Below are 26,446 nucleotides of genomic sequence, written 5' to 3' on the forward strand. Positions count from 1 at the left end.
GTCACAGATCCTTGGCCGGCCAGTCCAGCAGCCGGGCACCGATGACCGCCGTCTGCAGCGTGTATCGGTGCATCGGGTCGGACGGATCGGCACCCGTCAGCTGACGGATCCGCTCCAGCCGGTAGGTCAGCGCCCGCACGCTCAGCGACAGCCGACGCGCCGTCTCGGCTGCCACACAGCCCGAGTCGAAGTAGGCGGTGAGCGTCCGCAGCAGGGGTTCGGCGCCGCCGCGCGCCTGCTGGAGCGGGCCCAGTTGGCTGCGCACCAGATCGGCCATCGCCTGCCGGTCCCGGGTCAGCACCGGATAGACCAGCAGGTCGGCCGCGTACAGCACCGGGTCGTCCAGACCCATCCGCTCCGCGAGATCGAGTGCGTCGAGCGCCTCGTCGTAGGACTGGACCACGCCGCCGGGGCCCCGGTGCGGGCGGCCGACGGCGACCCGGCCGCCGTCCGTCGCCACGTGGGACTGCTTGGCGAAGTACCGCAGGACATCGGGCTGGCTGCCGGGAGCGATGCAGACCAGCCGCCCGTCCTTCGTCGTGATCAGGATCTTCCGGCCGCTGAACCGCGTGAGCAGCGCCGCCTCCACGGCGCGCGGTACGGAGTCCGTCTCGGTGTACGCCTCCGGGCCCGTCGCCACCGCGACCGCGTGGGCGCGCGAGAGACGCAGCCCGAACCGGGTGGCCCGCTCGGCGAGCCGGCCCAAGTCGCTGCGCCCGTACAGCAGATCGTCGATGAACTCGCGGCGGGCCGCCTCCTCGCGCCGCACGGTGAGCCGCTGGGCCCGCTCGAAGCCCTCGGCGAAGGCGTCGACGGCTTGCTCCACGGCGGCCAGCACGGAGCCGGCTGACGCTTCGTCGGCCGACGCCGCGCGCGGCCAGCCGGTGCGGGTCGCGGCGAGATGGAGGCCGACCAGGGCTCGCAGCTGGCATCCGGCCTCGGCGGCCTCCCGGCCCAGGAGCCGGCGGGTGTCCAGCTCGTCCCGGGTCAATCGGCGCCCGGTGGCGGCGACATCGGCCAGGATGCGGACGTAGTCCCCCAGATACTCGTCGGAAACCTCCGGCACCGCCACGCGTACTCCTCCAGTCCTGACCGACCTCGACACATACCTCAACGCACAACAGCCGCTGCCGGTGCCCGGCATCGAGCACCTGCAAACATTGCCGGACTCCGGCAGTGCGATGTCATGGTCTCGAATGACAGGATCAGGTCAGCACCAACCGGGGGAACACGGGGGATACGGGGGAGTACGGGGGAAGATCCGGCTGCTGCGGCGCCGCTGTCCGCGGGCCGCAGCACCGGAATCGCCGCCGAAGTCGCCACCGGAACCACCACCGCAACCGCCCCCGACGACAGGGAGGGGTGGACGATGCGGGAGTTCCTGAGCGCGGCAAGCGCCTTCCCGGCCGTCCTGTTCGCCGCCGCGCTGGTCGTGGTCGTCTTCTTCTGGCTCCTCGTGCTGGCCGGTGCGGCCGATCACCATTCCTTCGACGGGGACCTCGACACCGGCATGGCCGGGATCGGCGGAGTGCCGGTCACCGTCTCGGTGTCCGTGATGGTCGTCGTCGGCTGGTTCACGAGCCTGGCCGGTACGGTCCTGCTGCACCGCAGCGGTGTCACCGGCCTCACCCGCGCCGGGCTGGCCTGTGCCGTGCTCGCCGGGGCGCTGCTGATCGCCTGGGCCGTGATGCGGATGCTGGTGCACTGGGTGCGCCGGCGGTTCCCGGACGAGCCCCCTCCGTCGCGGCAGGACTTCCTCGGCCGGGTCTGCACGATCCGTACCGGTTCCGTCAGTGCCGACTTCGGCCAGGCCGAGGTCGCCGCGGCCGACGGCTCCACCGCGATCGTCCAGGTCAGGCTGTTGCGTCCGACGGACGGACCGGAGGCCGCGGACGATACGCGTGCCACGGACGGCGCGGTTCTCGTCTCGGGCAGTGCGGGGCTTCTCTACGCGTACGACGACGAGGGCGAGTTCTTCTGGGTCTCGCCGTACGACAAGGCGCTGGACCCGGGACCGCCGAAACCACGCACGAGCCCGCGCCCGGACACCGGTCCCGGTGCGCGCCGGACGCCGCGTCGCGCCGGCTGACCCGTCCCGCCCGTACCCGTCGCGGTCACAGCCGCGTCCGACGACCGCCCGGTCGCCCCGTCCGGGCCCCTCTTCCTCACCACCTTCCTCACCAGCCGTCAAGGACTGTCATGGATGCCATCACCCTGGGCTTCGGTGTGCTCGTAGCCGTCGTCCTGCTCATCGCCGTCGCCCTGCTTCTCGTCATCAGCCGGCTCTTCCGCAAGGTGGAACAGGGCAAGGCACTGATCATCTCCAAGACCAAGAAGGTCGATGTCACCTTCACCGGGGCCGTCGTCCTGCCGGTGCTGCACAAGGCCGAGTACATGGACATCTCGGTGAAGACCATCGAGATCCGCCGCACCGGGCGCGAGGGCCTGATCTGCCAGGACAACATCCGCGCCGACATCCACATCAACTTCTTCGTACGCGTCAACAAGACCGTCGAGGACGTCATCAAGGTCGCCCAGTCCATCGGCACGGAGCGGGCCAGCGACAAGGTGGCGATCCAGGAGTTCTTCGCCGCGAAGTTCGCCGAGGCGCTCAAGACCGTCGGCAAGCAGCTGGACTTCGTCGATCTGTACACCAAGCGCGAGGAGTTCCGGGACCGGATCATCCGGGTCATCGGCACGGACCTGAACGGCTACCACCTCGACGACGCGGCGATCGACTTCCTGGAGCAGACGCCCATGGCGCAGCTGGACGGCGCCAACATCCTCGACGCCCAGGGCATCCGCAAGATCACCGAGCTGACGGCGATCGAGCACGTGCGCACCAACGAGTACCAGCGCACCGAGCAGAAGGAGATCACCCGGCAGAACGTCGACGCCCGCGAGACCATCCTGGAGCTGGAGCGCCGACAGGCCGAGGCCGAGATCAAGCAGCGCCGCGAGGTCGAGACGCTGCGGGCCCGCGAGGAGGCCGCGACGGCCAAGGTCCAGGAGGAGGAACGGCTCGGCGCCCAGGCCGCGTTCATCCGCACCGAGGAGCAGCTCGGCATCCAGCGCGAGAACCAGGCGCGGGAGATCGCCGTCGCGCAGAAGAACCGCGAGCGGGTCATCGCCGTGGAGAACGAGCGCATCGAGAAGGACCGGCTGATCGAGGTCATCGGACGCGAGCGGCAGACCGAACTCGACCGGATCGCCGCGACGAAGGAGGTCGAGGCCGAGCGCCGCGAGGTCGCCGATGTGATCCGGGAGCGGATCGCCGTGGACCGCACGGTCGCCGAGCAGGAGGAGTCCATCAAGACCCTGCGGGCGGTCGAGGAGTCGGAGCGCACCCGCAAGTCGGTCATCATCGCCGCCGAGGCGGAGGCCCAGGAGAAGCTGGTCAAGGACATCAAGGCCGCGGAGGCGGCGGAGGCGGCGGCCGGCCACCTGGCGGCCGAGCAGCTGACGCTCGCCGAGGCCCGGCTGAAGACCGCGGACCTGGACGCCCAGGCGAAGCTGCGGCTGGCCGAGGGCATCCAGGCGGAGTCCGCCGCGCCCGGCCTCGCGGAGGTCCAGGTGCGCGACGCGGAGGCCGACGTCATCGAGAAGAAGGGGCTCGCCGAGGCCGAGGCCGCGTCCGCCCGGCTCAGGGCCGAGGCGGAGGGCGCCCGGCTCAAGGCGCTGGCCACCGCGGAGGGCACCCAGGCCCAGGCGACCGCCGACGCGGCGATGATCGGCGAGAAGCTGAAGGCCGAGGCCGCGGGGCTCACCGAGAAGGCGGCGGCGATGGCGGCGCTGGACGACGCCTCGCGCGGCCACGAGGAGTACCGGCTGCGGCTAGCCGCGGAGAAGGAGATCCGGCTGGCCGGGCTCGATGTGCAGCGGCAGGTCGCCGAGGCGCAGGCGACGGTGCTGGCCACGGGGCTGGAGAACGCCGACATCGACATCGTCGGCGGGGAGTCGGTCTTCTTCGACCGCCTCGTCTCGTCCATCTCGATGGGCAAGAGCTTCGACGGCTTCGTGGAGAACTCGGACACGGCGAAGGCGCTCGCGGGTCCGTGGCTGAACGGCACCTCGTCGTTCACGGACGATCTGACGCGGGTGCTGGGCTCGGTGTCGACGGGGGACGTACAGAACCTCACGGTGTCGGCGCTGCTGATGCGGATGATGCGGACGCAGGGCGCGGGGCTCGCGCCGGGGCAGGCGCAGAAGCTGCTGACGACGGTCCAGGAACTGGGCCTGGCCGATGTGCCGGTGTCCGCGCTGACCGGGGCGGCGGGTGGTTCGGACGTACCCGCCGCACGGAACGGGTCGCCGGTCGCATAGGGCCCCTCGTTCGGATCACACCGGGCTCGGGTCCTGATCCGGCCCGATCCGAACGAAGGACCCCGGCGGCATCCGGGGCCGGGCGGCAGGGCCCGGCCCCGGGCGACCCCGGGCCCGTCCGGTGACCGCTCCCGTCCCCAGCACCGGGCGGGCCCGCACCACCCGCACCACAGACCTCGTAGGGAAGGCCGTACGTATGGAGACCGACACCACGACCGCACCGCCCGCCGGCGGCCCCGTGGACGCGGGGACGTACGACGTGCTGCGCCGCCGGCTGGCCGACCGGGCCGCCGAGCTCGCGAGCCGCGCCGAGGCGCTCAACGCGCGGCGCACCGAGGAGTTCGGTTCGACCGAGCTGCGGCTCACCGGCTCCGAGCGGATCCGTACCGAGCAGGCGTCCGTGCCCCGCGACCTGGTGGCCGTCGGCGGCCGGCTGCTGTTCGGCTTCGAGCGGGGCCCGGGGGCGGCACAGCCGCCCGAGGTCGCGGACGTACTCGCGCTGTACGAGCCGGAGTTGACCGCCCCGGACCAGGGCGGCCTGCTCGGCGACGAGGCCTTCGTACGCGAATTCACCGCACTGCACCGCTACTACCGCGACGCCCGCCTGCTGCGGCTGCGCCGCGTGGACGGCAGGCTGCTCGCCGTCTTCCGCACCGGCGAGAGCGCCGACGGCATCCGCGTACTGCGCTGGGCGCTCGCCCCGGACGGTTCGCCCGGCGCCTTCCTCGACGCGCGCGGCGACCGCGACCACGTCTTCCCGCCGTCGCACGACTTCACCTGGACCGTCGCGGGCCGCGAGTCCCACGTCCTGGGCCGGCACCCGCACATCGCGGTGGGCGGGGACGCGGACGGCACGGGCGCCCCCCTGTTCGTCGACACGCTCGGCGGCACCCTCACCGTCAAGACGGTCGACGACACCGACACCCCGGACGGGATCTACGAGGAGCCGGTCACCGAGCCCCTCCAGTCCCTCGCCGACGCGGATGTCGAGCATGCCGCGATCGGACCGCTCGTCCTGCTCCGCGTCCGCCCGTACAACGAGGAGTCGTGGCGGTACCTGGTCTACAACACGCTGCTCGGCACGGTCCTGCGCCTGGACGGCATCGGGCCCGCCTGCCACCGGCTGCCGGAGGACCAGGGGATCATCTTCCCCGGCGGCTACTACCTCACCACCGGCACCGTGAAGACCTTCGACATCGCCGAGCCGCTCACCGACCCGGTCTTCGAGGGCGTGCTCCGCTCCCCGAACGGCGAGGACGTCCTGTACGTCTTCCGCTCCCCCGACGACGGCCGCAGCCTGCTCCTGCCCTACAACCTGATCCGACAGGAGGTCGCCACCCCGCTCCAGGGCCGCGGCCACGCCCTGCTCGACGACGGCACGCTGGTCCTGCTGCGCTCCACCGCCACGGGTGACGAACCGGCCCGGGTCCACCCGGTGCAGCGCTGGCTGACCCCCTACGTCTCCGACACCCACGCCGCCTCCCGTCCCGCCGGGTCCGGTCCGCTCGCCCGGGTCGGCAACGCCGATCTGGTGCGCGGCATCTCCGACTGCCTGGCACTCGCGCACAGCGCCGCCGAGACGACCCCGACCGCCGCCGTCTACGCCCAACTGGTCGCGGACTGCACCCGCGCCACCGACCGCTACCACTGGCTCACCGACCCCGACCTCGGCGCGCTCGCCGCCCCGCTGGCGGAGCTGCGGGACACCGCCCAGCAGGTCCTCGCCGAGTTCGAGACGGTGCGGGAGCTGACCCGGCAGGCCGCCGACGCCCTCACCGCGACGGCCGACCGGCTCACCGCGCTCGTCCGCCGCATCCGCGGCGAGGCCCCGCGCACGGCCGCCGCCTGGGTGGCCCAGCTCACCGAACTGCGCCGGGCACACGGTCATCTGGCGACCCTCGCCGGGATGCGGTACGCGGACACCGAGCGGATCGCCGAGCTGACCACCGCCACGGCGGACGACATCGACGCGGCCGGCCGGCGCGCGGTGGCGTTCCTCGGCCGGGACGACGCGTTCGCCGGCTACCACGAGGACATCGCCCGCCTGGCCGCCGAGGCGGCCGCGCTCACCACCGTCGTGGACGCCTCGGCGCTCGGCGACCGGCTGACGGAGATGACGGAGGGCCTGGGCACCGTCACCGACGTGGTCGCCGGGCTCGACATCGGTGACGCGACGGTCCGTACGTCGATCCTGGAGCGGATCGCCGAGGTCCTCGGCGGGGTCAACCGGGCCCGCGCCGTCCTCGACGCGCGACGCCGCGAACTCCTCGACCACGAGGGCCGCGCCGAGTTCGCCGCCGAGTTCGCGCTGCTCGGGCAGGCCGTCACAGGGGCGCTGGCCGCCGCGGACACCCCGGACGCGTGCGACGACCAACTGTCCCGGCTGCTGCTCCAGTTGGAGAACCTGGAGTCGCGGTTCGCGGAGTTCGACGACTTCCTCGCCGAGCTGGCCGAGCGGCGCACGGAGGTGTACGAGGCGTTCTCGGCGCGCAAGCAGACCCTGCAGGACGCCCGTGCCCGGCGGGCCGAGCGGCTGGCGGATTCGGCGGCCCGGGTCCTGGAGACGGTCTCCCGGCGGCTGGCCGCGCTGCCCGACCTGGACGCCGTCCACACGTACTTCGGCTCCGACCCGATGGTCGCCAAGGTCCGCCGCACCGCGGACGAACTGCGCGAGCTCGGCGACCCGGTGCGCGCCGAGGAGCTCGACGGCCGGCTGGTGGCCGCCCGGCAGGAGGCCGGGCGGGCCCTGCGCGACCGCGGGGAGCTGTACGCGGACGGCGGCGCCACGATCCGGCTGGGCCGGCACCGGTTCGCGGTGAACACCCAGCCCTTCGACCTGACGCTCGTCCCGCACGGGGACCGGCTCGCGTTCGCGCTCACCGGCACGGACTACCGGGCGCCGGTCACCGACCCGGAGTTCGAGGCCACCCGCCCGTACTGGGACCAGACGCTGCCCTCGGAGTCCCCGCACGTCTACCGCGCCGAGCACCTGGCGGCCCGGCTCCTGGACGAGCACGGCGCCGACGCCCTCGCCGCCCTGGAAGCCTCGGAACTCACCTCCCTGGTGAGGGAGTCGGCCGCCGCCGCGTACGACGAGGGCCACCAGCGCGGTGTCCACGACGAGGACGCCGCCGCGATCCTCACCGCCCTGCTCGGGCTGCACGCCGGGGCCGGACTGCTGCGCCGCCCGCCCGCCGTACGAGCGGCGGCACAGCTGTTCTGGGCGTACGGGACGGACGAGGCCCGGCGCGCCTCCTGGACCCGGCGGGCCCTCTCGCTGGCCCGCGCCCGTGACACGTTCGGCCTCGCCCCGGCCGTCCAGGCGCTCCAGGAGGAATGGGCGGACGCCATCCGGGCCGAGGAATCCGGGGGCTCCGGCGTACGGGGCGCGGACACCGGGGCCGTCGCCGCGTACCTCTTCGAGGAGCTGACCAGCGGACCGGCCGGATTCGTCACGAGCGCCACCGTGCGCACGTTCCTGGACAAGTTCCGTCGCGCTACCGGCTCTTCGGCGTACAACGAGGATCTCGCCGCCCTCCACGACGACCTCCGTGCCCGGCGTCAGCTGGTCGAGGGCTGGCTCGTCCCGTACGCCGCCGCGAGCGGCAACGAGATCGACGCGGGCGATCTGGCGGAGGCCGTCGCCGTGGAACTGTGCCCGGAGCCGCTGCTCGACCGGTACGAGTGCGAGGCGCCGCTCACCGCGACCGTGGACGGCCTGCTCGGCACCCATCCACGCATCGACCGGGGCCGGCTGACCGTCCGCATCGACGAACTCCTCGCCCGCACCGCCGAGTTCCGCGCCGGCACCGTTCCCGGATTCCGGGCCTACCAGCGCCGGCGCACCGCACTCGTGGCCGCCGAACGCGCCAGGCTGCGGCTGGACGACCACCGGCCGCGCGTCATGTCGGCGTTCGTCCGCAACCGCCTCCTGGACGAGGTGTATCTGCCGCTGATCGGCGACAGCCTCGCCAAGCAGCTCGGCACCGCCGACGCCGACCGGCGCACCGACTCGCAGGGCCTGCTGCTGCTGGTGTCGCCGCCCGGCTACGGCAAGACGACGCTCATGGAGTACGTGGCCGACCGGCTCGGACTGGTCCTCGTCAAGATCAGCGGGCCGAACCTCGGCCACGACGTGACCTCCCTCGACCCGGCGCAGGCGCGCACCGCGACCGCCCGCCAGGAGATCGAGAAGATCAACTTCGCCCTGGAGACGGGCAACAACACGCTGCTCTACCTCGACGACATCCAGCACACCTCGCCCGAACTGCTCCAGAAGTTCATTCCGCTCTGCGACGCCACCCGCCGGATCGAGGGCGTGCGGGACGGCGAGCCGCGCAGCTACGACCTGCGGGGCAAGCGGTTCGCGGTGTGCATGGCGGGCAATCCGTACACCGAGTCGGGGGCGCGGTTCCGGGTCCCCGACATGCTGGCCAACCGGGCCGACGTGTGGAATCTCGGCGAGGTGCTGAGCGGCCGGGAGGACGTCTTCGCGCTGAGCTTCGTCGAGAACGCGCTGACCGCCAACCCGGTGCTGGCGCCGCTCGCCGGGCGTTCCCGCGAGGATCTCGCCCGGTTCCTGCGGCTCGCCTCCGGCACGGCGCCCGCAGTCGGCGCGGACCTGTTCGACCATCCGTACGCGCCCGCCGAGGTGGAGCGGATCGTCTCGGTCCTGCGCCATCTGCTGACCGCGCGGGACACGGTGCTGGCCGTGAACGCCGCGTACATCGCCTCGGCCGCGCAGACGGATGCGACGCGTACCGAACCGCCGTTCCGGCTGCAGGGCTCGTACCGCAACATGAACAAGATCGCCGAACGGATCGTGCCGGTGATGAACGACGCGGAACTCCTCGCCGTCATCGACGACCACTACGCGGGCGAGGCCCAGACGCTGACCACCGGCGCCGAGTCCAACCTGCTGAAGCTCGCGGCGCTGCGCGGCCGTCTCACCGCCGAGCAGTCCGCGCGCTGGTCCGCGGTCACCGCCTCCTACGTCCGCACGCAGGCGCTCGGCGGCCCTGACGGCGACCCCGTGACACGGGCGGTCGCCGCACTGGGGCTGCTCGCGGACCGCATCGCGGCGGTGGAGTCGGCGATCGTCCGGGTCGCCGACCCCCGCCATCTGCTCGCGGGCCCGCCGCCCCGGCACGCGGCGCCGCCGCCCGGTGTTCCACAGGAAGATCACTGACAGCCCGGGTACGACCGAGAGGAGCAAGGCATGCTGGGTCCCGTGCCTCCATTTCCCCAGCAACCCCAACGCTCCCCGTTCAGCGGACACATGGTCGTCTGCGGTGACGACGCACTGGCCCAGCGGCTCGCCGTGGAGCTGCGCTATGTGTACGGGGAGAGAGTCACCCTCGTCCTGCCGCCCCGACGCGACGCGCGCCGGTCCGAACTGCCGCTGACCGGGCGGGGCCGGGCGGCGGCGCTGTTCGGCCGGATGTCGCAGGCGATGAACCGCAACGGCGGGAACGGAGCCGCGGGTGGTGCCGGGGACGGCGACACCAACGCCGGAGTCGAGGCGGTACGTGTCCTGGAGGCGCCGGAGCCGTCCGACGAGGTCTTCGAGGAGGCGGGCGTCGAATCGGCCGCCGCGCTGGCCCTGGTCTACGACGACGACGAGCGCAACATCCGCGCCGCGCTGACCGCCCGCCGCCTCAACCCCCGGGTCCGGCTGGTCATCCGGCTCTACAACCGCAAGTTGGGCCAGTATCTGGAGACCCTGCTCGACCAGGCCGCCGCCGTCTCCGCGCCCGGCCTCGACCCGGCCGCGCTGGACGCCTCGACCACCGTCCTGTCCGACGCGGACACCGCCGCGCCCGCCCTCGCGGCGACCGCCCTCACCGGCTCCAGCAAGGTCATCCAGGCGGAGGGCCTGCTGCTGCGCGCCGCCGAACGCACCCCGCCCGAGGACGGCCAGGTCGCCGACCCCGGCCTGTGCACCCTCGCGCTGCTCTCCTCCACCACCCATGACCCGGCGGGCACCGAGGGATCCGACAGCAGCGGCGACGAGGGACCTCAACTCCTTCCCGACGAAAGCCAGGTGGCCGCGGCGACGGGCCGTGGCACGGTCGTCCTGGAGGCGGTCAGCCAGTCGGGCCCGGCCGGTCCGCCGCCCCGGATGGGCGGCCGGGGCGCACCGCTCGGCCAGGTCTTCTCCCGGCGGCTGCGCTGGTCGGCGCTGGGGGTCGGGCTGGCCGTCGTGGGCCTCGCCGTCGCCTCCTGGCTCACCACCGGCGACCATCCGGCGCACGCCGCGTATCTGACACTGCTGGACCTGTTCGCGATGGGCGACCCGGCGATCGGAGATTCGACGGCCCGTCAGCTCCTCCAACTCCTTTCCGGAGTGGCCGGTCTGATGCTGCTCCCCCTGCTCGTGGCGGCTGTGCTGGAGGCCTTCGGTTCGCTCCGTACGGCGTCGTCGCTGCGCCGTCCGCCGCGCGGTCTCTCCGGTCATGTGGTGCTGCTCGGTCTCGGCAAGATCGGTACGCGGGTCCTGGTCCGACTGCGCGAGCTCGGCATTCCCGTGGTGTGCGTGGAGGACGACCCGGACGCGCGCGGCATCGCCGTGGCCCGGCGGCTGCACGTGCCGGTGGTGCTCGGCGATGTCACCCAGGAAGGCGTCCTGGAGGCGGCGAAGATCCAGCGCGCCCGCGCGCTCCTCGCCCTGACCAGCATCGACACCACCAACCTGGAGGCCGCGCTGTACGCCCGCTCGGTCGAACCGAATCTGCGCGTCTCCCTGCGTCTGTTCGACGACGAGTTCGCCACGGCCGTCTACCGCACCCTGCGCGCCGCCCACCCGCAGGCCCTCACCCGCTCCCGCTCCGTGTCCCACCTGGCCGCCCCGTCCTTCGCGGTCGCCATGATGGGGCGGCAGATCCTGGGCGCGATCCCGGTCGAGCGGAAGGTGATGCTGTTCGCGGCGGTCGAGGTCGCGGGGCACCCGCAGTTGGAGGGCCGCACGGTGGAGCAGGCGTTCCGGGCGGGCGCCTGGCGGGTGCTGGCCCTGGACGCCACCCCGCCCGAGGACCGCCGCCCGGACCTGGCGGTGCCCGCACCCGTGCCCACCGACCGTCCGTCGGGACTGGTCTGGGACCTGCACCCGGGGTACGTGCTGCGCCCCCAGGACCGGGTGGTGATCGCCGCGACCCGCCGCGGCCTGGCCGAACTGCTGCGCCGACGCGTCTTGTTGACGCCCCGCTGAGCCGGGCGGTTCGCGGGGTGTGGGGTCCGCCCGGAGCGGCGGCGGGGCCCCGCCCGAACAGGCGGGGCCCCGGGTGTCAGGCCCGCCTGGAGCGGCGGCGGGCCACCACGACCAGGCCGGTGCCCACGGCGAGCACCGCGGCGGTGCCGATGACCAGCGGAACCGTGCCACTGCTGCCCGTCGAGGCCAGGTCGCCGGCGCCGGGCACCGTGCTCTGCGACGGGGCGGGTGTGCCCGGTGCGGCGGGTCCGGAGGAACCGGCGGACGGCGTGCCGCTCGCCGGGGGCGGCGTCGCGGAGCCGGAGGGCGTGCCGGCCACCGGCGGCGTCGTCCCGGGGGTCCCGCTCGGCGTCGGTGTGGCGGACGGGGTCCTCCCGGTCTCCGGGAGGCAGCCGGTGAAGGGGAAGTGGTGCGTCTCCGCGCCGCCCGAGCCATGCAGCGAGGCCACCCACACGGAGCCGTTGACCGGCGCGCCGGTGCCCAGCTCCAGGTGCGCCCGGGGCGCCAGCACACTGCCGGGCCAGGCCGCCGAACTGCTCTTGGTGACCGTGCGGGCCTCGGGGAAGTTCCACAGCAGCCGGGCGCGGACCTTGCCGTCGGAGGCGCTCTGGAGCTTGTCGTCCAGTACGTAGTCCTGGCCGCCGGACAGGAAGAAGCCGGTGGTGCCGGCCTTGGCCATGTCGTAGTTCTCGCCGCTCACATTGACGATCGCGGTCGCGCCCGCCGGGATCTTGAGGTAGACGTCCTTGGCCTGCTCCAGCTGACCGGCCGTCACCTTGAAGACGTTTCGGGTGGCGTCGGTGCCCGTCAGGGTGAGCTCGGCGCCGTCCGGCGTCACGTCGGCACCCTCGGTCACCGGCTCCTCGGCCAGCGCGGAGGAGTAGGACCGGAGCTCGGCGAACTCGGCGTCGAAGTCGATCAGCCCGGCGTTCCGGCGGAAGGCGCCGGAGTGCAGCTCGACGGCGCGGTCCCGGACCTGGCCGCCGACGACCGCGTCGCCCTTCATCACCGCGGTGACCGACCCGCCGTTGAGCAGATCGCCGCGGACCACGAGCGAAGCCCGGCCGGGCAGGGCGTCGACCTCCGCCGCCGTCAGCTCGTTGGCGACACTGAAGCCGCCGCGGAAGTCGGCGTTGCCGCCGACGGCGACGGCACCCTCCGCGTCGGGTGTGTGGACGTCGTCACCGAGTACGAACTCGCCGTACTTTCCGGCTGTTTCGAAGGCGTCGGTGGCGCATCCGGCCGAATCGGCGGGCGCGGCCTGGACGGCCGGGGCGGCCGTGGGGCCGAGGACGAGGGCTCCACCGAACACAGTGGCTGCGGCGGTTGCGGTTATGCGCATGGGGCGTGATTCTCCCGCGGAGGTGATTGTAAAGATTCCGTGGTGGCTTTGCCCATGGTTTTCACACCTTGAGACATTGGTCAAGACCAATGCTCGAAATGCTGACGAATCGCCAGGACACAGAGCCGTTTCCGGCTGTCACCGGTGGGGTGCGGCGTCCCCTCCTTCGAGGCGAAGGCGTCGAACGGGGCGGGACCGGCCGCTCGTGGAATGTCCTCAGAGGAGGCCCCCCATGGCCTCCCGCACCTGCGCCAGCGTCGCGTCGGCCACGACGTTGGCCCGCTCGTTCCCCGCCCGCAGCACCGACCGCACGTACCCCATGTCCCGCGCGTACTCCGCCCGCCGGGCCCGGATCGGCGCCATCCTGCTGTTGACGGCCTCGGTCACCGTCCGTTTGAGAGCGGCGGCGCCCCCGCCGCCCACCTCCTCCGCCACCGCGTACGGGTCCCGGTCCAGGCAGAGCGCGGCCAGCAGCACCAGCCCGGACACCCCGGGGCGCCCCTCGGGGTCGTAGGTGATGTGCCGCTCGGCATCCGTCTTCGCACCCTTGATCAGCCGCGCCGTCTCGTCCGCGTCGGCGCCCAGCGCGATGGAGTTGGCGCGGCTCTTGCTCATCTTGGTGCCGTCCGTGCCGAGGAGGAGCGGCGCGGCGGAGAGCAGGGCGTCCGGCTCCGGAAAGACCGCCCCGTACCGCTCGTTGAAGCGGCGGGCGACGGTCCGCGTCACTTCGAGGTGCGGCAGCTGGTCCTGCCCGACGGGGACGAGGTTGCCCTTGCAGAACAGGATGTCGGCCGCCTGGTGCACGGGATAGGTGAACATCAGCCCGCTGACGGTGGACTGCCGGGAGTGCGCGATCTCGTCCTTGACGGTGGGGTTGCGGTTCAGCTCGGCGACGGAGACGAGGCTGAGGAAGGGCAGCATCAGCTGGTTGAGCGCGGGCACGGCGCTGTGGTTGAAGATCGTCGAGCGTTCCGGGTCGATCCCGATGGCCAGGTAGTCCAGCAGCAGCTCCTCCGTGATCCCGGTGAGCCGTTCGGCCACGTCCCGGTCGGTCAGCACCTGGTAGTCGGCGATGATCACGAAGACGTCCACCCCGAGGTCCTGGAGCCGGACGCGGTTGTGGAGCGTGCCGAAGTAGTGCCCCAGGTGGAGCACTCCGGTGGGCCGGTCCCCGGTCATCACCCGGAACCGTCCGGGTTCCTGCTGGATCAGCCGCTCCAGCTCGGCACTGCGGCGCCGGGCGGGCGCGGTGGCGATGGACGCGACGGTGGCGGTGGCTGTGTTCATGGAGCTCTCTCCTCGCGGGTGCTGGTTGCGTGGAGGACGGCCCGCCGGGATCGGCATCCGTACCCGTACGAGGGCAGAGAAAAGGGCCGTCCATGTCGAACGGCCCTGGTTCCGTGCAGATGAGGCGGCCGCTCCTAGGAGGAGCGCCACCAGTTCCGGCACGGTACGGAGGTCATGGGCCGATGGTAGCGCCCCACGGCAGCCCGGTCACGGCCCATTCCCCCATCTCACCGACCGGGCTGCGGCACCGCGGCATTTGTCCCCCGCCTCGCTCACTTCACTTCTCGGCGTGCTCGCCCACGTAGAAGAGGATCCAGACGAAGCCCGCGAAGAGGTGCGTGGCGAAGACGTACACGAAGACGCGCAGGGCGACGCCGCGTTCCTTCCAGCGCTCGCTCACGCTGCCCTCGCTCACGGCCCGACTCCGTCCGGCAGAGGCTCGCCCGGCCTCCGTGACGCGTCCAGGGTACGCACCGCCCCGGGCCGGCTCACCTGGGCGGAATAGGTCACGGAGGTGTTCCGTTGTAGGGCGTGCTAACATAGTTCAACATTCAACCAACTTGCTTCTGGAGGCGGGCGCCATGGAGTTCGGGATCTTCACCGTCGGAGACGTGACCACGGACCCGACGACCGGCAGGACACCGAGCGAGCACGAGCGGATCAAGGCCACCATCGCCATCGCGCAGAAGGCGGAGGAGGTCGGTCTGGACGTCTTCGCGACCGGCGAGCACCACAACCCGCCGTTCGTCCCGTCCTCGCCGACGACCACGCTCGGCTACCTCGCCGCCCGCACCGACCGGATCATCCTGTCCACGTCCACGACGCTGATCACCACCAACGACCCGGTGAAGATCGCCGAGGACTACGCGACGCTCCAGCACCTCGCGGACGGCCGCGTCGACCTGATGATGGGGCGCGGCAACACCGGACCGGTCTACCCCTGGTTCGGCAAGGACATCCGCCAGGGCATCCCGCTCGCCATCGAGAACTACGCCCTGCTGCACAAGCTGTGGCGCGAGGACGTCGTGGACTGGGAGGGCAAGTTCCGTACGCCGCTGCAGTCCTTCACCGCGACCCCGCGCCCGCTGGACGGCGTCCCGCCGTTCGTGTGGCACGGCTCGATCCGCTCCCCGGAGATCGCCGAGCAGGCCGCGTACTACGGCGACGGCTTCTTCCACAACAACATCTTCTGGCCCATCGAGCACACCAAGAAGATGGTGAACCTCTACCGGCAGCGGTACGCGCACTACGGGCACGGCACCGCCGAGCAGGCCGTCGTCGGACTCGGCGGCCAGGTGTTCATGCGGAAGAACTCGCAGGACGCGGTACGGGAGTTCCGCCCGTACTTCGACAACGCGCCGGTCTACGGGCACGGTCCTTCCCTGGAGGACTTCTCCCAGCAGACCCCGCTGACCGTCGGCTCCCCGCAGGAGGTCATCGAGCGGACCCTGTCCTTCCGGGACGCCGTCGGCGACTACCAGCGCCAGCTGTTCCTGATGGACCACGCGGGACTGCCGCTGAAGACGGTCCTGGAGCAGCTCGACATCCTCGGCGAGGAGGTGGTCCCGGTGCTGCGCAAGGAGTTCGCCAACCTGCGGCCGGCCGGAGTCCCGGACTCCGCCCCTGTCCACCCGGCCGTCGCCGCCCGCACCACCACCACGAAGGAGGGCTGACCACCGTGTCCACCACGCCCGGCGTGTTCGCCACCGAGCCCCTGAGGATCGTCGCCGTCTCGGCCGGACTCGGCCGGCCGTCCTCGACCCGGCTGCTGGCCGAGCGGCTGGCCGGCGCCGCCCGCGAGCGCCTGCTGGCCGAGCAGGACCGCGCGGTCGAGGTGCGGGTGATCGATCTGCGCGACCTGGCCGTCGACATCGCCCATCACCTGGTGACCGGATTCCCGCCGGGCGCGCTGGACGCGGCGATCAAGGAGGTGACGGAGGCGGACGGACTGATCGCCGTCTCGCCCGTCTTCACCGCCTCGTACAGCGGACTGTTCAAGTCGTTCTTCGACCTGATCGACAACACGGCGCTGACCGGCAAGCCCGTCGTCATCGCGGCGACGGGCGGCACCGCCCGCCACTCGCTGGTCCTGGAACACTCGATGCGTCCGCTCTTCGCCTACCTGCGGGCCACGGTCGTACCGACCTCCGTGTACGCGGCGTCGGAGGACTGGGGCTCGTCCGGCGACGAGTACACCGACGGCCTGCCGTCCCGCATCCGGCGCGCGGGCGGCGAGCTCGCGGCCATGGTCGCGGGCGGCCGGGCGGCCTCCGGGGCGCCGAGGACCCTCGGGCTCGACGACGAGGTCGTGCCGTTCGAGCAGCAGCTCGCCGACCTCCGACTGGACTGATCGGCCCCCCGGACAGGGGCCGGGAGGCCCTACCAACCGAGGAACTGTCCGGTTTGACTAGAGTTGGACTGAAAGACGCGTCGTGCGGCGTCTCCCGCAGGAGTCCCGCACGACGCCTCTGCACACTGAGCCGAACCGAGCTGGAGGCAGAGATGGGCAGGATCGTGGTGGGCGTTGACGGCTCCGATTCGTCGGTCAAGGCGCTGCACTGGGCCGTACGCCAGGCGGAGCTGACCGGTGACACCGTCGAGGCCGTCAACAGCTGGGAGTACCCCGCGACCAGCTGGGCGTCCATGATGCCGGGCATGCCGGAGGACTTCGACCCGCAGGCGGTCGCGACCGTGGCCCTCACCGAGACGCTGGAGGAGGCCCTGGGAGCCGAGGGCGCGGCGGCGATCAGCAAGATCGTGGTGATCGGCAACCCGGCCCAGTCCCTGCTGGAGCGTGCCAAGGGCGCGAACCTGCTGGTGGTCGGGGCACGCGGTTACAGCGGCTTCAAGGCGACCCTGCTCGGCTCGGTCAGCCTCCATGTCACCCAGCACGCACCGTGCCCGGTGACGGTCGTACGCGACTGAGCACGGCCGCGTGCACGTCAGGACGTGCAAGGGGAACGGGCCCGCGCCGAGCGCGGGCCCGTTCCCCTGTCCGATGCGCCCGTTCCCCTGTCCGATGCGCCGGGGCTACGCCCTCTGCCGCTTCGGGGCGCCCACGTCTTCCCGCGTGTAGAAGATGTAGAACGTCGTGATGAACATCCCGAGGCCGACCGCCAGTCCCAGCGCCGAGGACCGCAGCACACTGGAATCGGTCAGTCCGACCAGCAGGCCGATCGCCGCGGCCGTCAGCGCGCCGTACGCCACCGCCCGGACCAGGGGCAGCATGGCGTGCTGGATGCGACCCAGCCCGAAGCACAGAGCGGCGAGCACCACCGCGCCGATCAGGCCGTACCAGAACTGCCGTCCGCCGCTCGCGCCGTGGTTGCGGAGGATGAACGAGGCGTACAGGCCGTACGCCGCGCCGAGCGTGGCGGGAATGGCCCAGGCGCGCGCACTGTGCCGGCGTGTCCGTGCCCCGGACCGGGCCCGTCGGTGGGTCCGCATCGCTGCATGAGTGGCCATGGCGGAGAACTCCTTCCGTCGCCCCTTTTCCCTCCAGAGCACACCCGGCCGTGCCGCCCGGCAACTCGGATGGCGTACGGTCCGGGGCGTGCCGCTTCCGTACGGGATTCCCTGGAGGGGTGCGGACGTATCTCTCGACGGCTCTGGCGGTGGCGGTGCTGGTGCTGCTCGCCGTGCTCGTCCCGCTGAGCGCGCTCGCCGCCTGGGTGGATCTGGAGATCGACAACACGGACCGTTACGTCGCCGCGGTGGCCCCGCTCGCCTCCGACCCAGAGGTGCGGAACACCGTCAGTGACCTCATCACCGACGCGACGATGAAGCAGATCGAGGCGGGGCCGCTCCAGAACACCGTGCGGGACTTCCTCCACCAGGCGGTCATGTCCTTCACCACCACCGACGCCTTCCAGAACGCGTGGAACGCCGCCAACCGCACCGCCCACCAGGCCGTCACCGCAGCACTGAACGGCAACACCGGCGAGGCCGTGACCATCGATCTGGCCCCCGTGACCGAGCGGGTCAAACGGAACCTGGAGGACAACGGGGTGCCGTTCTCCGACCGGATTCCGGTTCAGCACACCGACATCACGCTCATCTCCGCCGACCGCGCCGACCAACTGCGCCAGAGCTTCCGGTTGCTGCGGGCCGGCAGCATCTGGCCCGCCGTGGGCACGGTCGTCCTCGCCGCCCTGGCCGTGGTCGTGGCCTGGCTGCGCGGCGGACCGGGGCGCGGGCGCTCCGCGCTCGCCGCGCTCTCGGCCACGGCGGTGACCGGGCTCGGCTTCGCGCTCGGGGCGCTCGTCCTGCGCGCGGCGGTCGCGGTCGCCCGCGCCCGGGTGCTCGCCGAGGTGCCGGACAGCGAGACGGGCGGTGCGGCGGCGGTGTACGACGCGCTGACGGGCTCACTGCGCACGACCGCGTGGATCGTGTTCGGTACGGGGCTGGCGGTCGCGCTGGGCGCGCTGCTCGGGCGGCTGTGGGCGGTACGGCGGCGCTCGGCTCCGTGACGGCACGGGCCGAGGCGGCACGGGCCGTACCGGCGGGCCGGGGTTCGACGTGCGGCGGGGGACCGGCCGGGGAAGAGTGGTTCTCGTGACCGCCGGACCGAGGACGACTGAGAGGTCTTCCGTATGCGAGCCATAGCCGTCGGCGCGTTCCAGGCCGACCCCGAACTGGTCGAGATACCCAAGCCCGAGCCGGAAGCCGGTGAGGTACGGGTCCGGATCGAGTACGCCGCACTCAACCCGTGCGACTGGCAGACCGCCCACGACTCCCCGGACGACGAACCCGCCCCGCAGGTGTTCCCGCTGGTCGTCGGCGTGGACTTCGCGGGCCGGGTCGACATGATCGGCAGCGGCGGCAACCGGTTCCGGGTCGGTGACCAGGTCTTCGGCCGGGTCCCCGGGTCGGCGGCCGGCACCGGTTCCGGTACGTACTGCGACTACGTGTCCGTACCGCAGGACTCCGCCATCACCCTCGTCCCGCCCGGTCTCTCCCTGCGCACCGCCGCGGCGCTGCCGTCCGCCGGGATGGCGGCCGCCCAGATCCTGGAGACCGCGGTGCTCCGCGGCCACGAGAGCCTGCTGGTCATCGGGGCCGCGGGCGGCGTCGGCAGCTGTCTGACCCAGCTCGCGGCGGCCCGCGACGTACGCGTGATCGCGGCCGTGCGCGGCGACGAGCACGGGCGGATGGAGGCCCTGGGCGCCACCGCCACGATCGACACCACGGACCGCCCCCTCGAAGCGGCGGTACGGGAAGGCTTCCCGGACGGCGTCGACGCGTTGGTCGACCTGGTCTCCACCACCCCGGACGACCTCGCCGCCCACGCCGCGCTCGTACGCGACCGCGGGATCGCCCTGACCACCCGCGGCGTCGCCGGCGACGCCGCTCTCCCCCCGGGCGTGACCGGCATCGACTTCCGGCTCGACCCCTCCCCGGTACTGCTGGACGTCCTGGCCGCGGGCGCCGCCGAGGGCGTACTGCGCGTGCCCATCGACATCGAGGTCCCGCTGGAGAAGGCCCCGCAGGCCCTCGATCGCAACCGGACGGGCGGCGCACGCGGCAAGACCGTCATCGCGCTCTGAAGCCCACCCCGCGCGCACGACCGAAGGAGGCGTCATGGACGACCGGGAACGCGACATCGAGCGCGAAATCGAGCACGACATCATCGACAGCATCGGCGGACTCGTCTCCGAGGAACGGGACCTGCGCAACCGCTCCGACCGGGAATCGGGCCTCACCGCGGACGAACGGATCCGCCTGCGTACGGTGGAGGTCCGGCTCGACCAGTGCTGGGACCTGCTGCGACAGCGCCGCGCCCTCAGCGAGTTCGGCGAGGACCCGTCCGCGGCGAAGGTCCGGCCGCCCGCCGAGGTCGAGGGCTACCAGGGCTGACCGAGCGACACAGGGGGACGCGTTGACCGACACGGAGGCCGATTCCGGACGCAGGCGTACCGCCCCACCCCCCTGGCTCCTCAGCGGACTTCGCCCCCAGCCGTCCACCCCCATCGCCTGGGCCGCGGTCGTCCGCGCCTCCATCGCCCTGGCCGCGCCGCTCGCCGTCGGCTTCGCGCTGGACCGGCCCGCGTACGGCGCGCTCGTCTCCATGGGCGCACTCTCCGGCGTCATCGGCGACACCGCCGACGCGTACCGGATGCGCATCCTCAACATCGCCGTACCGCAACTCTTCGGCGCACTCGGCATCATGCTCGGCACGCTGGTGTACGGGGCCGGCTGGGCAGCCGTCGCCGCGCTGTCCCTGGTCGGTCTGGTCTCCGGAATGATGTCGACGATCGGCGCCGTCGCCTCCGTGTCCGGGCTGCTGCTCCTGCTCAACGCGGTCGTCGGTGCCGGACTCCCGCTGCCGAACCCCTGGTGGGTGGCGCCGCTGCTGCTGACGGTGGGCGGACTGTTCGTCCTCACCATGACCCTGCTGGCGTGGCCGCTGCGACGGAAACTGCCGGAACGGGTCGCGGTCGCGGGCACCTACCTCGCGGTCGCCGACCTGCTCGCCGCCGCGGGCACCGACGCCTACGAGGAGCGGCGACAGGCCGTCACCCAGTCCCTCAACACCTCCTACGACCTGATCCTGGCCCGCCGGGCCCGCTACCACGGCCGCAGCAACGCCGGGGTGCGGCTGCTCGCGCAGCTCAACGTCGTCATCCCGCTCGTCGAGGCGGCGCCCGCCGTGCACGTCCGCCGCTGCCCGCTCCCGGACGAGATCCCGGCGGCGGTGCGTGAACTGGCCGCCGCCGTCGAGGAGAGCCGCACCGGCGGTGCCGAACTCACCCTGCCCGCACCGGACTCGCCCGCGACCAGGGCGGTCGACGGCGCGCTGCGGCACGCGGCGGTCGTCGTGCACAAGGCCGACCCGGATCCGTACAACGTCGACGACCGGCTCGGCCGCCCCGCCGCGCTCGGGGTGCGGATCCGGCGGACGACCCGCGACGTGCTGCTCTCCGGGGCCTCCTGGCGGTACGGGCTGCGCCTCGCCCTCTGCATCGGCCTGGCGCAGGCACTGACCTCGCTGATCCCGGTGCCGCGCTCCTACTGGGTCGCGCTGACCGTCACGTTCGTCCTCAAGCCGGACTTCGGCTCGGTGTTCTCGCGCGCCGTACTGCGCTCGGTGGGCACGGCGGCCGGTCTCGTGATCGCCGCGCCGGTGCTCGCCGCGGTACCGATCGGCTGGTGGGACGTGCCGGTGATGGTGGTGCTCGCGGCGCTGATCCCGGCGCTCACGGCGAAGGGGTACGCCTTCCAGACGGCGGCCATCACCCCGGTCATCCTGCTCCTGTCCGACCTGTTGAACCACCAGGGCTTCCACCTGGTCTGGCCGCGCTTCCTGGACAGCCTGATCGGCTGCGCCATCGTGCTGGTGGCGGGCTATCTGCTGTGGCCGGAGAGCTGGCACGTCCGGGTCGGGCACCGGCTGGCGGACGCGGTCACGGACATCGCCGACTACGTGGCGTGCGCGTTCGAACCCGCCGGCCCCGGCGACCGGGCGGAACGGGTGCGGGCCCGGCGCCGCATCTACCGCGATCTGTCGGTCGTGCGCTCCGAATTCCAACGCGCCCTGACGGAGCCGCCCCCGGTCGGCACCCGGGCCGCCGCGTGGTGGCCGCTGGTCGTCGCGGTCGAGCGCATCGTGGACGCGACGACGGCCGCCCGGGTCCGCGTCGACCACGGAGCACCGGAGCCACCCGCCGCGGAGGTCGCCGAGGCCCAACGGCAGTTGCGGGAACTCGCGGACGGCATCCGTGCGAGCGAGGTCCTGATCGGCGTGCACGCCGAACTGCGGGGCGACGAGGAGGGGGTACTGGCTCCGCTGCGCCGGGAGGTCGCGGCGGCACGCGCCATCGCGTCACCGCAGCCGTAGCCGCGGTCGCCGTCTCCCGTGACCTCGCGGGGCCGACCGTCAGCCCGTCGGACCCGATCCCCGCAACCGCTCCATCTCCCGTCGGTCCCGCTTCGTCGGCCGCCCCGCGCCCCGGTCCCGTACCGGAACCTGGATCGCCGCCTCGCGCGGCGGCGGGGGCGGACTGTTGTCCACGAAGCACTCCGCCGCCACCGGAGGACCGACCCTCTTCTTGACGAGCTTCGACACGACGACGATCCGGTCCCGGCCCGCGTGCCGGAGCCGTACCTCGTCGCCGACACGCAGTGTCTGGGCGGGCTTGGCGCGCTCGCCGCCGACCTTCACATGACCCGCGCGGCAGGCGGCAGCGGCCTGCGAACGGGTCTTCGTCAACCGGACCGACCAGATCCAGACGTCGACCCGAACGCTTCCCTCCGCCTGCGGCGCCTCACCGGAAACCATGCAACCGACTCTAGTGGGGCGCACGCGTCGGGTCGGGCCGGATCGGGTCGGGTCGGAATCGGGCCGGGCCGGAATCGGGCCGGGCCGGGAGCAGATCGGGCCGGGACCGGCCGAAGTCCTCGATGTCCTCACCCGAGTTACGGCTGCCCGCCTCACGCTCGCACGCCCCGGGCGCGTGCGCGAGGCGGAACAACCATGTGACTGACCGTTTGTCGGACACATCGGCCACTCGCACCGGTAAGGCGACCCGGGACCGAACAGGCCCATGCGATCGCAGTACGTCGGGTCCGCCCGGCACGCGCAGGACTTGGTTCGAGCTCGGTTGCGGCACAGTTGTCCCACGGGCGGGCCGCGCCACCGAACGGCCGGATCCGGCCGCTAACCTTACGTATCCGTCCTGGCCAGGGATGAATCCCGCAGGTCGGACATTTATCGCACCCAACTCACGCGAAAGGCCTCGCCCATGGGCATTCGGAGCTTGCTGCGCAAGGTGTTCGGCCGCGACCGCGCGGAGCAGGACGCGTCGGCGCCGGCGCCGACGGCCACGGTCCCGCCCCAGACCGAACGCACCGCGTCCGCGGAGTCGGAGCCGGTCGCGGCCACGGTGGACGAGCCGGCTGCGGAGACCGCCTCGGTGCGCGAAACCGCCCCGCTCGCCAAGGCCTCGGTACCGGCCCCCGCTTCTCCCCGGTCCGCCACCGGCGACAGCGGCCTGGCGTCGGACCTGGTGGCGGCGGCCTTCGACAAGGCGTCCCTCCCCACGGTCCCGGCACAGGGCTCGGCCCCGAAGTCGAAGCCGGTGGAGCCGGCGGAGCCGGTGGAGGCCACAGTCGCCGAACCGGAGGCCACCGAGGCCGAGATCACGAAGCCGGAGCCGGAGGTCACCGAGAGCGAACCGGTTGCCGCGAAGGCCGACGAGACCGAAGCGGAGCCGGAGAAGCTGGCCGAAGCCGCAGAGCCGGAGGCCACGCCCTCCGTCGCGGAGGCCGAGACCACGCCCGAACCCGTCGCCGCCGAGGCCCCGGCCGAGCCCGCCCCGATCACCATCGAAATGGATCCGGAGCCCGAGGCGGACCCGGAGCCCGCGCCCGCAGCCGACGCCACCCCCGAACCGGAGCCCGAAACGGAACCGGAACCCGCGGCCGACGCCACGCCCGAACCGGAACCGGAGCCCGCACCCGCAGCCGCAGCCGCAGCCGCAGCCGCAGCCGCAGCCGACACAACCCCCGAAGCAGCACCGGAAGCAGCACCGCAGGCAGCATCCGAGGCGGCCCCCGAATCAGCACCCGCACCGGCCGCCGCAGCCGCAGCCGACACAACCCCCGAAGCAGCACCGGAAGCAGCACCGGAGGCAGCATCCGAGGCGGCCCCCGAATCAGCACCGGCACCGGCCGCCGAAGCCGCATCGGACGCCGAAGCCGCATCGGACGCCGTCGGCAAGCCCGCCCTCCCCCTCGCGCGGGTCAAGTCCCGTGCCCCCGGGCTCGTCGACTCGTACAAGGCCGCTCAGAGCGGGCTGAAGGCACACGGGCTGACCGGGCTGCGCGCCACCGTCTACCTGGTCCTCGACCGCTCCGGCTCCATGCGGCCGTTCTACAAGGACGGCAGCGCCCAGCACCTGGGCGACCGCACCGTGGCCCTCGCCGCGCACCTGGACGAGAGCGCCACCGTCCCCGTCGTCTTCTTCTCGACGGACATCGACGGCACCGGCACGGTCGACCTCGCCTCCCACGAGGGGCGGATCGACGAACTGAACGCGGGCCTGGGCCGCCTCGGCCGTACGAACTACCACCGCGCCGTCGAGGAGGTGGTCGCGCACTACGAGAAGTCGGAAGCGACCGGTCCGGCTCTGGTGATCTTCCAGACGGACGGCCCGCCGGACGCCAAGCAGGCCGCCAAGCAGGCGCTCGCCGATGCCGCGCGGCTGCCGCTGTTCTTCCAGTTCGTCGCGTTCGGCGAACAGGACGCGAAGGGCTTCGACTTCCTGCGGAAGCTGGACGTCCCGAACGCCGGGTTCTTCCACGCGGGCCCCGCCCCCCGCGAGATCGCGGACACCACGTTCTACCGCGAGGTCCTCGCCGCCCTCCCCGCCTGGATCGCGGACCGCGAAGCGGCCGTCGAGAGCTGATCCGCCGGCAGGCGTACGGTCACGGCGAGCCCGCCCTCGGGGCCCGGAACCGCCGTGACCGTACCGCCGTGGGCCACCGCGATGGAACGCACGATCGAAAGGCCGAGGCCCGAGCCCGGCCCCATCCGGTCCTTGCCCTCACCCCGCCGGAACGGCTCGAACAGCCCTGGGATGTCCGCCGCGTCCACCACCGGCCCGGTGTTGCGCACCTCCAGCAGCGCCCCGTTCCCGGCCGTCACCAGGGACACCTCCACCGTCCCGTCCGGCACGTTGTACGTGACGGCGTTGGCCAGCAGATTCGCCACCAGCTGGGCGAGCAGCATCCGGTTCCCCCGCACCGCACAGGGCCCGGCGTCGACCTTCACACCCGGGTGCCGGGACGTCTCCTCCGCCACCACCTGCGCGAAATCCACCGCCTCCCGCTCGCCCGTCGCCAGCCCGCGCTCGCTGCGCGCCAGGACCAGCAGCCCCTCGATGAGCCGTTCGCTGCGCCGGTTGTTGTCCAGGAGCGTCTGCCGGGTTCGCACGAGATCGTCGGGGGACGGGTCGTCCAGACCGATCTGGATCGCGGCCCGCTGGGTGGCGAGCGGTGTCCGCAGCTCGTGGGAGGCGTTGGCGATGAACCGGCGCTGGCTGTCGAACGCCTTCTCCAGCCGGGCCAGCAGCGCGTCGAGCGTGTCGCCGAGCTCCTTCAGCTCGTCGTCCGGGCCGCTGGACGCGATCCGTTCGTGCAGGGTGTGCTCGGACAGCCGGCGCGCCTTGGCGGTCATGGCGTGGACGGGCCGCAGCACCCGGCCCGCGGTCCACCACCCCACGCCGACCGCGCAGGCCGTCATGACGAGCAGCGCTGCCGCGGACCAGATGAGCAGCTGGTGACCGGCCGCGTCGCTGACGTGGTCCGTGAGGTCGTAGACGGTGGGCGGTCCGAGACTGCGCCGGGTGATGAGGGGACCGTTCACCGCGTATCCGGGCTGGACGACCGCGGCCGTGCGGGCGATGGCGCGCGCCTGGGAGTCCGTGCCCGCGCGCGAGGCGAGGTTGACGGTGGCGAGCAGCGCCGTCCCGAGCACCAGGAACACCCCGCCGTACACGAGCGCGATCCGGGTCCGGATCGTCGAGTGCTGGACGTGCGGGACGCGAGCGGCGCGCAGGACGCGCGGGAGGCGTGACGGGCGCTTCACAGGGCGTACCCCACGCCCTGCACCGTACGGATCAGGGCCGGCTCCCCGAGCTTGCCGCGCAGCTTGCTCATGCAGACGCGGACGGCGCCGGTGAACGGATCGGCGTTGGCGTCCCAGGCCCGCTCCAGCAGCTCCTCCGCGCTGACGGTCCCGCCGTCGGCCTCCAGCAGCAGCTGGAGCACCGAGAACTCCTTCGGCGACAGGTCCAGCTCCCGTCCCTCCCGGGAAGCGGTGCGCCGAACGGTGTCGAGCCGGATGCCGTGCCGCTCCAGCTGCGGCGGTACGGGACGGGCGCTGCGCCGCCGCAGCGCCCGTACCCGCGACACCAGCTCGGGGAACTCGAACGGCTTGCCCAGATAGTCGTCCGCGCCGAGATCGAGCCCCGCGACCCGGTCCTCCATGGACCCGGCGGCGGTGAGCATCAGAATCCTGGTCCGGGACCCGGAGGCGACCAGCCCGCGTGCCACGTCGTCGCCGTGCACCCGTGGCAGGTCGCGGTCGAGAACGACGACGTCGTAGTCGTGCAGTCCCAGGTAGGCGAGGGCGGCGTCACCGCTGTACACCGTGTCGACGGCGAACCCCGCCCGCCGCAGCCCGGTGGCGACCAGCTCCGCCAGGATCTCCTCGTCCTCGGCGACCAGTACCCGCATCGTGATGTCCCTTGCCTCGTGCATGCGTGTCCACTCCCTCCCAGGATGCG

At 72.6% G+C, this 26,446-nt stretch carries 20 protein-coding genes; 12 read left to right on the top strand and 8 right to left on the bottom strand.

The window, feature by feature from the left end:
- Position 1: 1 nt before the first annotated feature.
- A complete protein-coding gene (locus tag ACIOHC_RS05715; RefSeq protein WP_365689491.1) occupies positions 2-1,072 on the bottom strand; it encodes a helix-turn-helix domain-containing protein in 1,071 nt (356 codons plus the stop codon).
- A 297-nt stretch (positions 1,073-1,369) separates the two neighbouring features.
- Here ACIOHC_RS05715 and ACIOHC_RS05720 point away from each other — a divergent pair, with 297 nt between their 5' ends.
- From ACIOHC_RS05720 to ACIOHC_RS05735, 4 genes are all read left to right on the top strand, one after another.
- A complete protein-coding gene (locus ACIOHC_RS05720) occupies positions 1,370-2,089 on the top strand; it encodes a hypothetical protein (RefSeq protein WP_351071810.1) in 720 nt (239 codons plus the stop codon).
- A gap of 110 nt (positions 2,090-2,199) precedes the next feature.
- Entirely contained in the window at positions 2,200-4,323 is a 2,124-nt protein-coding gene (locus ACIOHC_RS05725; protein WP_351071812.1) for a flotillin family protein, read from the top strand.
- A gap of 196 nt (positions 4,324-4,519) precedes the next feature.
- Entirely contained in the window at positions 4,520-9,511 is a 4,992-nt protein-coding gene (locus tag ACIOHC_RS05730) for a DNA repair ATPase (RefSeq protein WP_401841590.1), read from the top strand.
- A 30-nt stretch (positions 9,512-9,541) separates the two neighbouring features.
- The gene (locus tag ACIOHC_RS05735; protein WP_365689487.1) at positions 9,542-11,530 is read left to right on the top strand and encodes an NAD-binding protein; all 1,989 of its coding nucleotides are present in this window, start codon (positions 9,542-9,544) and stop codon (positions 11,528-11,530) included.
- 76 nt (positions 11,531-11,606) lie between these two features.
- Here the strand turns inward: ACIOHC_RS05735 and ACIOHC_RS05740 are convergent, their stop codons facing one another.
- From ACIOHC_RS05740 to ACIOHC_RS05750, 3 genes are all read right to left on the bottom strand, one after another.
- Entirely contained in the window at positions 11,607-12,872 is a 1,266-nt protein-coding gene (locus tag ACIOHC_RS05740) for a choice-of-anchor A family protein (RefSeq protein ID WP_401841593.1), read from the bottom strand.
- A 216-nt stretch (positions 12,873-13,088) separates the two neighbouring features.
- Complete coding sequence (trpS, locus tag ACIOHC_RS05745; protein WP_401841596.1) at positions 13,089-14,159, bottom strand: tryptophan--tRNA ligase; 1,071 nt, start codon at positions 14,157-14,159, stop codon at positions 13,089-13,091.
- A 277-nt stretch (positions 14,160-14,436) separates the two neighbouring features.
- A complete protein-coding gene (locus ACIOHC_RS05750) occupies positions 14,437-14,574 on the bottom strand; it encodes a DUF6126 family protein (protein WP_351071823.1) in 138 nt (45 codons plus the stop codon).
- A gap of 166 nt (positions 14,575-14,740) precedes the next feature.
- On the opposite strand from ACIOHC_RS05750, the gene ACIOHC_RS05755 reads away from it, so the two are divergent.
- From ACIOHC_RS05755 to ACIOHC_RS05765, 3 genes are all read left to right on the top strand, one after another.
- Positions 14,741-15,832, top strand: a complete 1,092-nt coding sequence (locus ACIOHC_RS05755) for an LLM class flavin-dependent oxidoreductase (protein WP_351071826.1) — start codon at positions 14,741-14,743, stop codon at positions 15,830-15,832.
- A 23-nt stretch (positions 15,833-15,855) separates the two neighbouring features.
- Complete coding sequence (locus ACIOHC_RS05760) at positions 15,856-16,509, top strand: FMN reductase (RefSeq protein ID WP_351072326.1); 654 nt, start codon at positions 15,856-15,858, stop codon at positions 16,507-16,509.
- 152 nt (positions 16,510-16,661) lie between these two features.
- Positions 16,662-17,084: a universal stress protein gene (locus ACIOHC_RS05765; protein WP_351071827.1), complete on the top strand. Its 423-nt coding sequence runs from the start codon at positions 16,662-16,664 to the stop codon at positions 17,082-17,084.
- Between the two features lie 105 nt (positions 17,085-17,189).
- Here the strand turns inward: ACIOHC_RS05765 and ACIOHC_RS05770 are convergent, their stop codons facing one another.
- Positions 17,190-17,624 (bottom strand): hypothetical protein, encoded by a 435-nt coding sequence (locus ACIOHC_RS05770; protein ID WP_351071829.1) that lies wholly within the window; start codon positions 17,622-17,624, stop codon positions 17,190-17,192.
- 119 nt (positions 17,625-17,743) lie between these two features.
- Between ACIOHC_RS05770 and ACIOHC_RS05775 the strand changes: the two genes are divergently transcribed.
- The 4 genes from ACIOHC_RS05775 to ACIOHC_RS05790 all read left to right on the top strand — a co-directional run bounded on the left by ACIOHC_RS05775 (position 17,744) and on the right by ACIOHC_RS05790 (position 21,996).
- Positions 17,744-18,628 (top strand): hypothetical protein, encoded by an 885-nt coding sequence (locus tag ACIOHC_RS05775; protein WP_351071831.1) that lies wholly within the window; start codon positions 17,744-17,746, stop codon positions 18,626-18,628.
- Positions 18,629-18,751: 123 nt separating this feature from the next.
- Positions 18,752-19,705, top strand: a complete 954-nt coding sequence (locus ACIOHC_RS05780; protein ID WP_351071833.1) for an NADP-dependent oxidoreductase — start codon at positions 18,752-18,754, stop codon at positions 19,703-19,705.
- Positions 19,706-19,739: 34 nt separating this feature from the next.
- Positions 19,740-20,015 (top strand): DUF2630 family protein, encoded by a 276-nt coding sequence (locus ACIOHC_RS05785; RefSeq protein WP_351071835.1) that lies wholly within the window; start codon positions 19,740-19,742, stop codon positions 20,013-20,015.
- A gap of 22 nt (positions 20,016-20,037) precedes the next feature.
- Positions 20,038-21,996, top strand: coding sequence for an FUSC family protein (locus ACIOHC_RS05790; protein ID WP_401841601.1), 1,959 nt, complete (start codon positions 20,038-20,040; stop codon positions 21,994-21,996).
- Positions 21,997-22,035: 39 nt separating this feature from the next.
- On the opposite strand, the gene ACIOHC_RS05795 is transcribed toward ACIOHC_RS05790, so the two are convergent.
- Positions 22,036-22,437 (bottom strand): RNA-binding S4 domain-containing protein, encoded by a 402-nt coding sequence (locus tag ACIOHC_RS05795; protein ID WP_351071840.1) that lies wholly within the window; start codon positions 22,435-22,437, stop codon positions 22,036-22,038.
- Positions 22,438-22,900: 463 nt separating this feature from the next.
- Here ACIOHC_RS05795 and ACIOHC_RS05800 point away from each other — a divergent pair, with 463 nt between their 5' ends.
- Positions 22,901-24,565, top strand: coding sequence for a VWA domain-containing protein (locus ACIOHC_RS05800; RefSeq protein ID WP_401841604.1), 1,665 nt, complete (start codon positions 22,901-22,903; stop codon positions 24,563-24,565).
- Here the strand turns inward: ACIOHC_RS05800 and ACIOHC_RS05805 are convergent.
- Both ACIOHC_RS05805 and ACIOHC_RS05810 read right to left on the bottom strand, forming a co-directional pair.
- Entirely contained in the window at positions 24,499-25,746 is a 1,248-nt protein-coding gene (locus ACIOHC_RS05805; RefSeq protein WP_351071844.1) for a HAMP domain-containing sensor histidine kinase, read from the bottom strand. The genes ACIOHC_RS05800 and ACIOHC_RS05805 overlap by 67 nt on opposite strands.
- Positions 25,743-26,396, bottom strand: a complete 654-nt coding sequence (locus ACIOHC_RS05810; protein ID WP_198677111.1) for a response regulator transcription factor — start codon at positions 26,394-26,396, stop codon at positions 25,743-25,745. The genes ACIOHC_RS05805 and ACIOHC_RS05810 overlap by 4 nt, the downstream gene beginning before the upstream one ends.
- Positions 26,397-26,446 lie beyond the last annotated feature (50 nt).

It is taken from the genome of Streptomyces sp. NPDC088252 (assembly GCF_044740965.1).
GTDB lineage: Bacteria > Actinomycetota > Actinomycetes > Streptomycetales > Streptomycetaceae > Streptomyces.

Coding starts and splice junctions, on each gene's coding strand:
- ACIOHC_RS05770 (WP_351071829.1), bottom strand. CDS start 17,624: ATGGCCACTCATGCAGCGATGCGGACCCACCGACGGGCCCGGTCCGGG.
- ACIOHC_RS05740 (WP_401841593.1), bottom strand. CDS start 12,872: ATGCGCATAACCGCAACCGCCGCAGCCACTGTGTTCGGTGGAGCCCTC.
- ACIOHC_RS05780 (WP_351071833.1), top strand. CDS start 18,752: ATGCGAGCCATAGCCGTCGGCGCGTTCCAGGCCGACCCCGAACTGGTC.
- ACIOHC_RS05735 (WP_365689487.1), top strand. CDS start 9,542: ATGCTGGGTCCCGTGCCTCCATTTCCCCAGCAACCCCAACGCTCCCCG.
- ACIOHC_RS05720 (WP_351071810.1), top strand. CDS start 1,370: ATGCGGGAGTTCCTGAGCGCGGCAAGCGCCTTCCCGGCCGTCCTGTTC.
- trpS (WP_401841596.1), bottom strand. CDS start 14,159: ATGAACACAGCCACCGCCACCGTCGCGTCCATCGCCACCGCGCCCGCC.
- ACIOHC_RS05755 (WP_351071826.1), top strand. CDS start 14,741: ATGGAGTTCGGGATCTTCACCGTCGGAGACGTGACCACGGACCCGACG.
- ACIOHC_RS05800 (WP_401841604.1), top strand. CDS start 22,901: ATGGGCATTCGGAGCTTGCTGCGCAAGGTGTTCGGCCGCGACCGCGCG.
- ACIOHC_RS05795 (WP_351071840.1), bottom strand. CDS start 22,437: ATGGTTTCCGGTGAGGCGCCGCAGGCGGAGGGAAGCGTTCGGGTCGAC.
- ACIOHC_RS05730 (WP_401841590.1), top strand. CDS start 4,520: ATGGAGACCGACACCACGACCGCACCGCCCGCCGGCGGCCCCGTGGAC.
- ACIOHC_RS05810 (WP_198677111.1), bottom strand. CDS start 26,396: ATGCGGGTACTGGTCGCCGAGGACGAGGAGATCCTGGCGGAGCTGGTC.
- ACIOHC_RS05785 (WP_351071835.1), top strand. CDS start 19,740: ATGGACGACCGGGAACGCGACATCGAGCGCGAAATCGAGCACGACATC.
- ACIOHC_RS05725 (WP_351071812.1), top strand. CDS start 2,200: ATGGATGCCATCACCCTGGGCTTCGGTGTGCTCGTAGCCGTCGTCCTG.
- ACIOHC_RS05765 (WP_351071827.1), top strand. CDS start 16,662: ATGGGCAGGATCGTGGTGGGCGTTGACGGCTCCGATTCGTCGGTCAAG.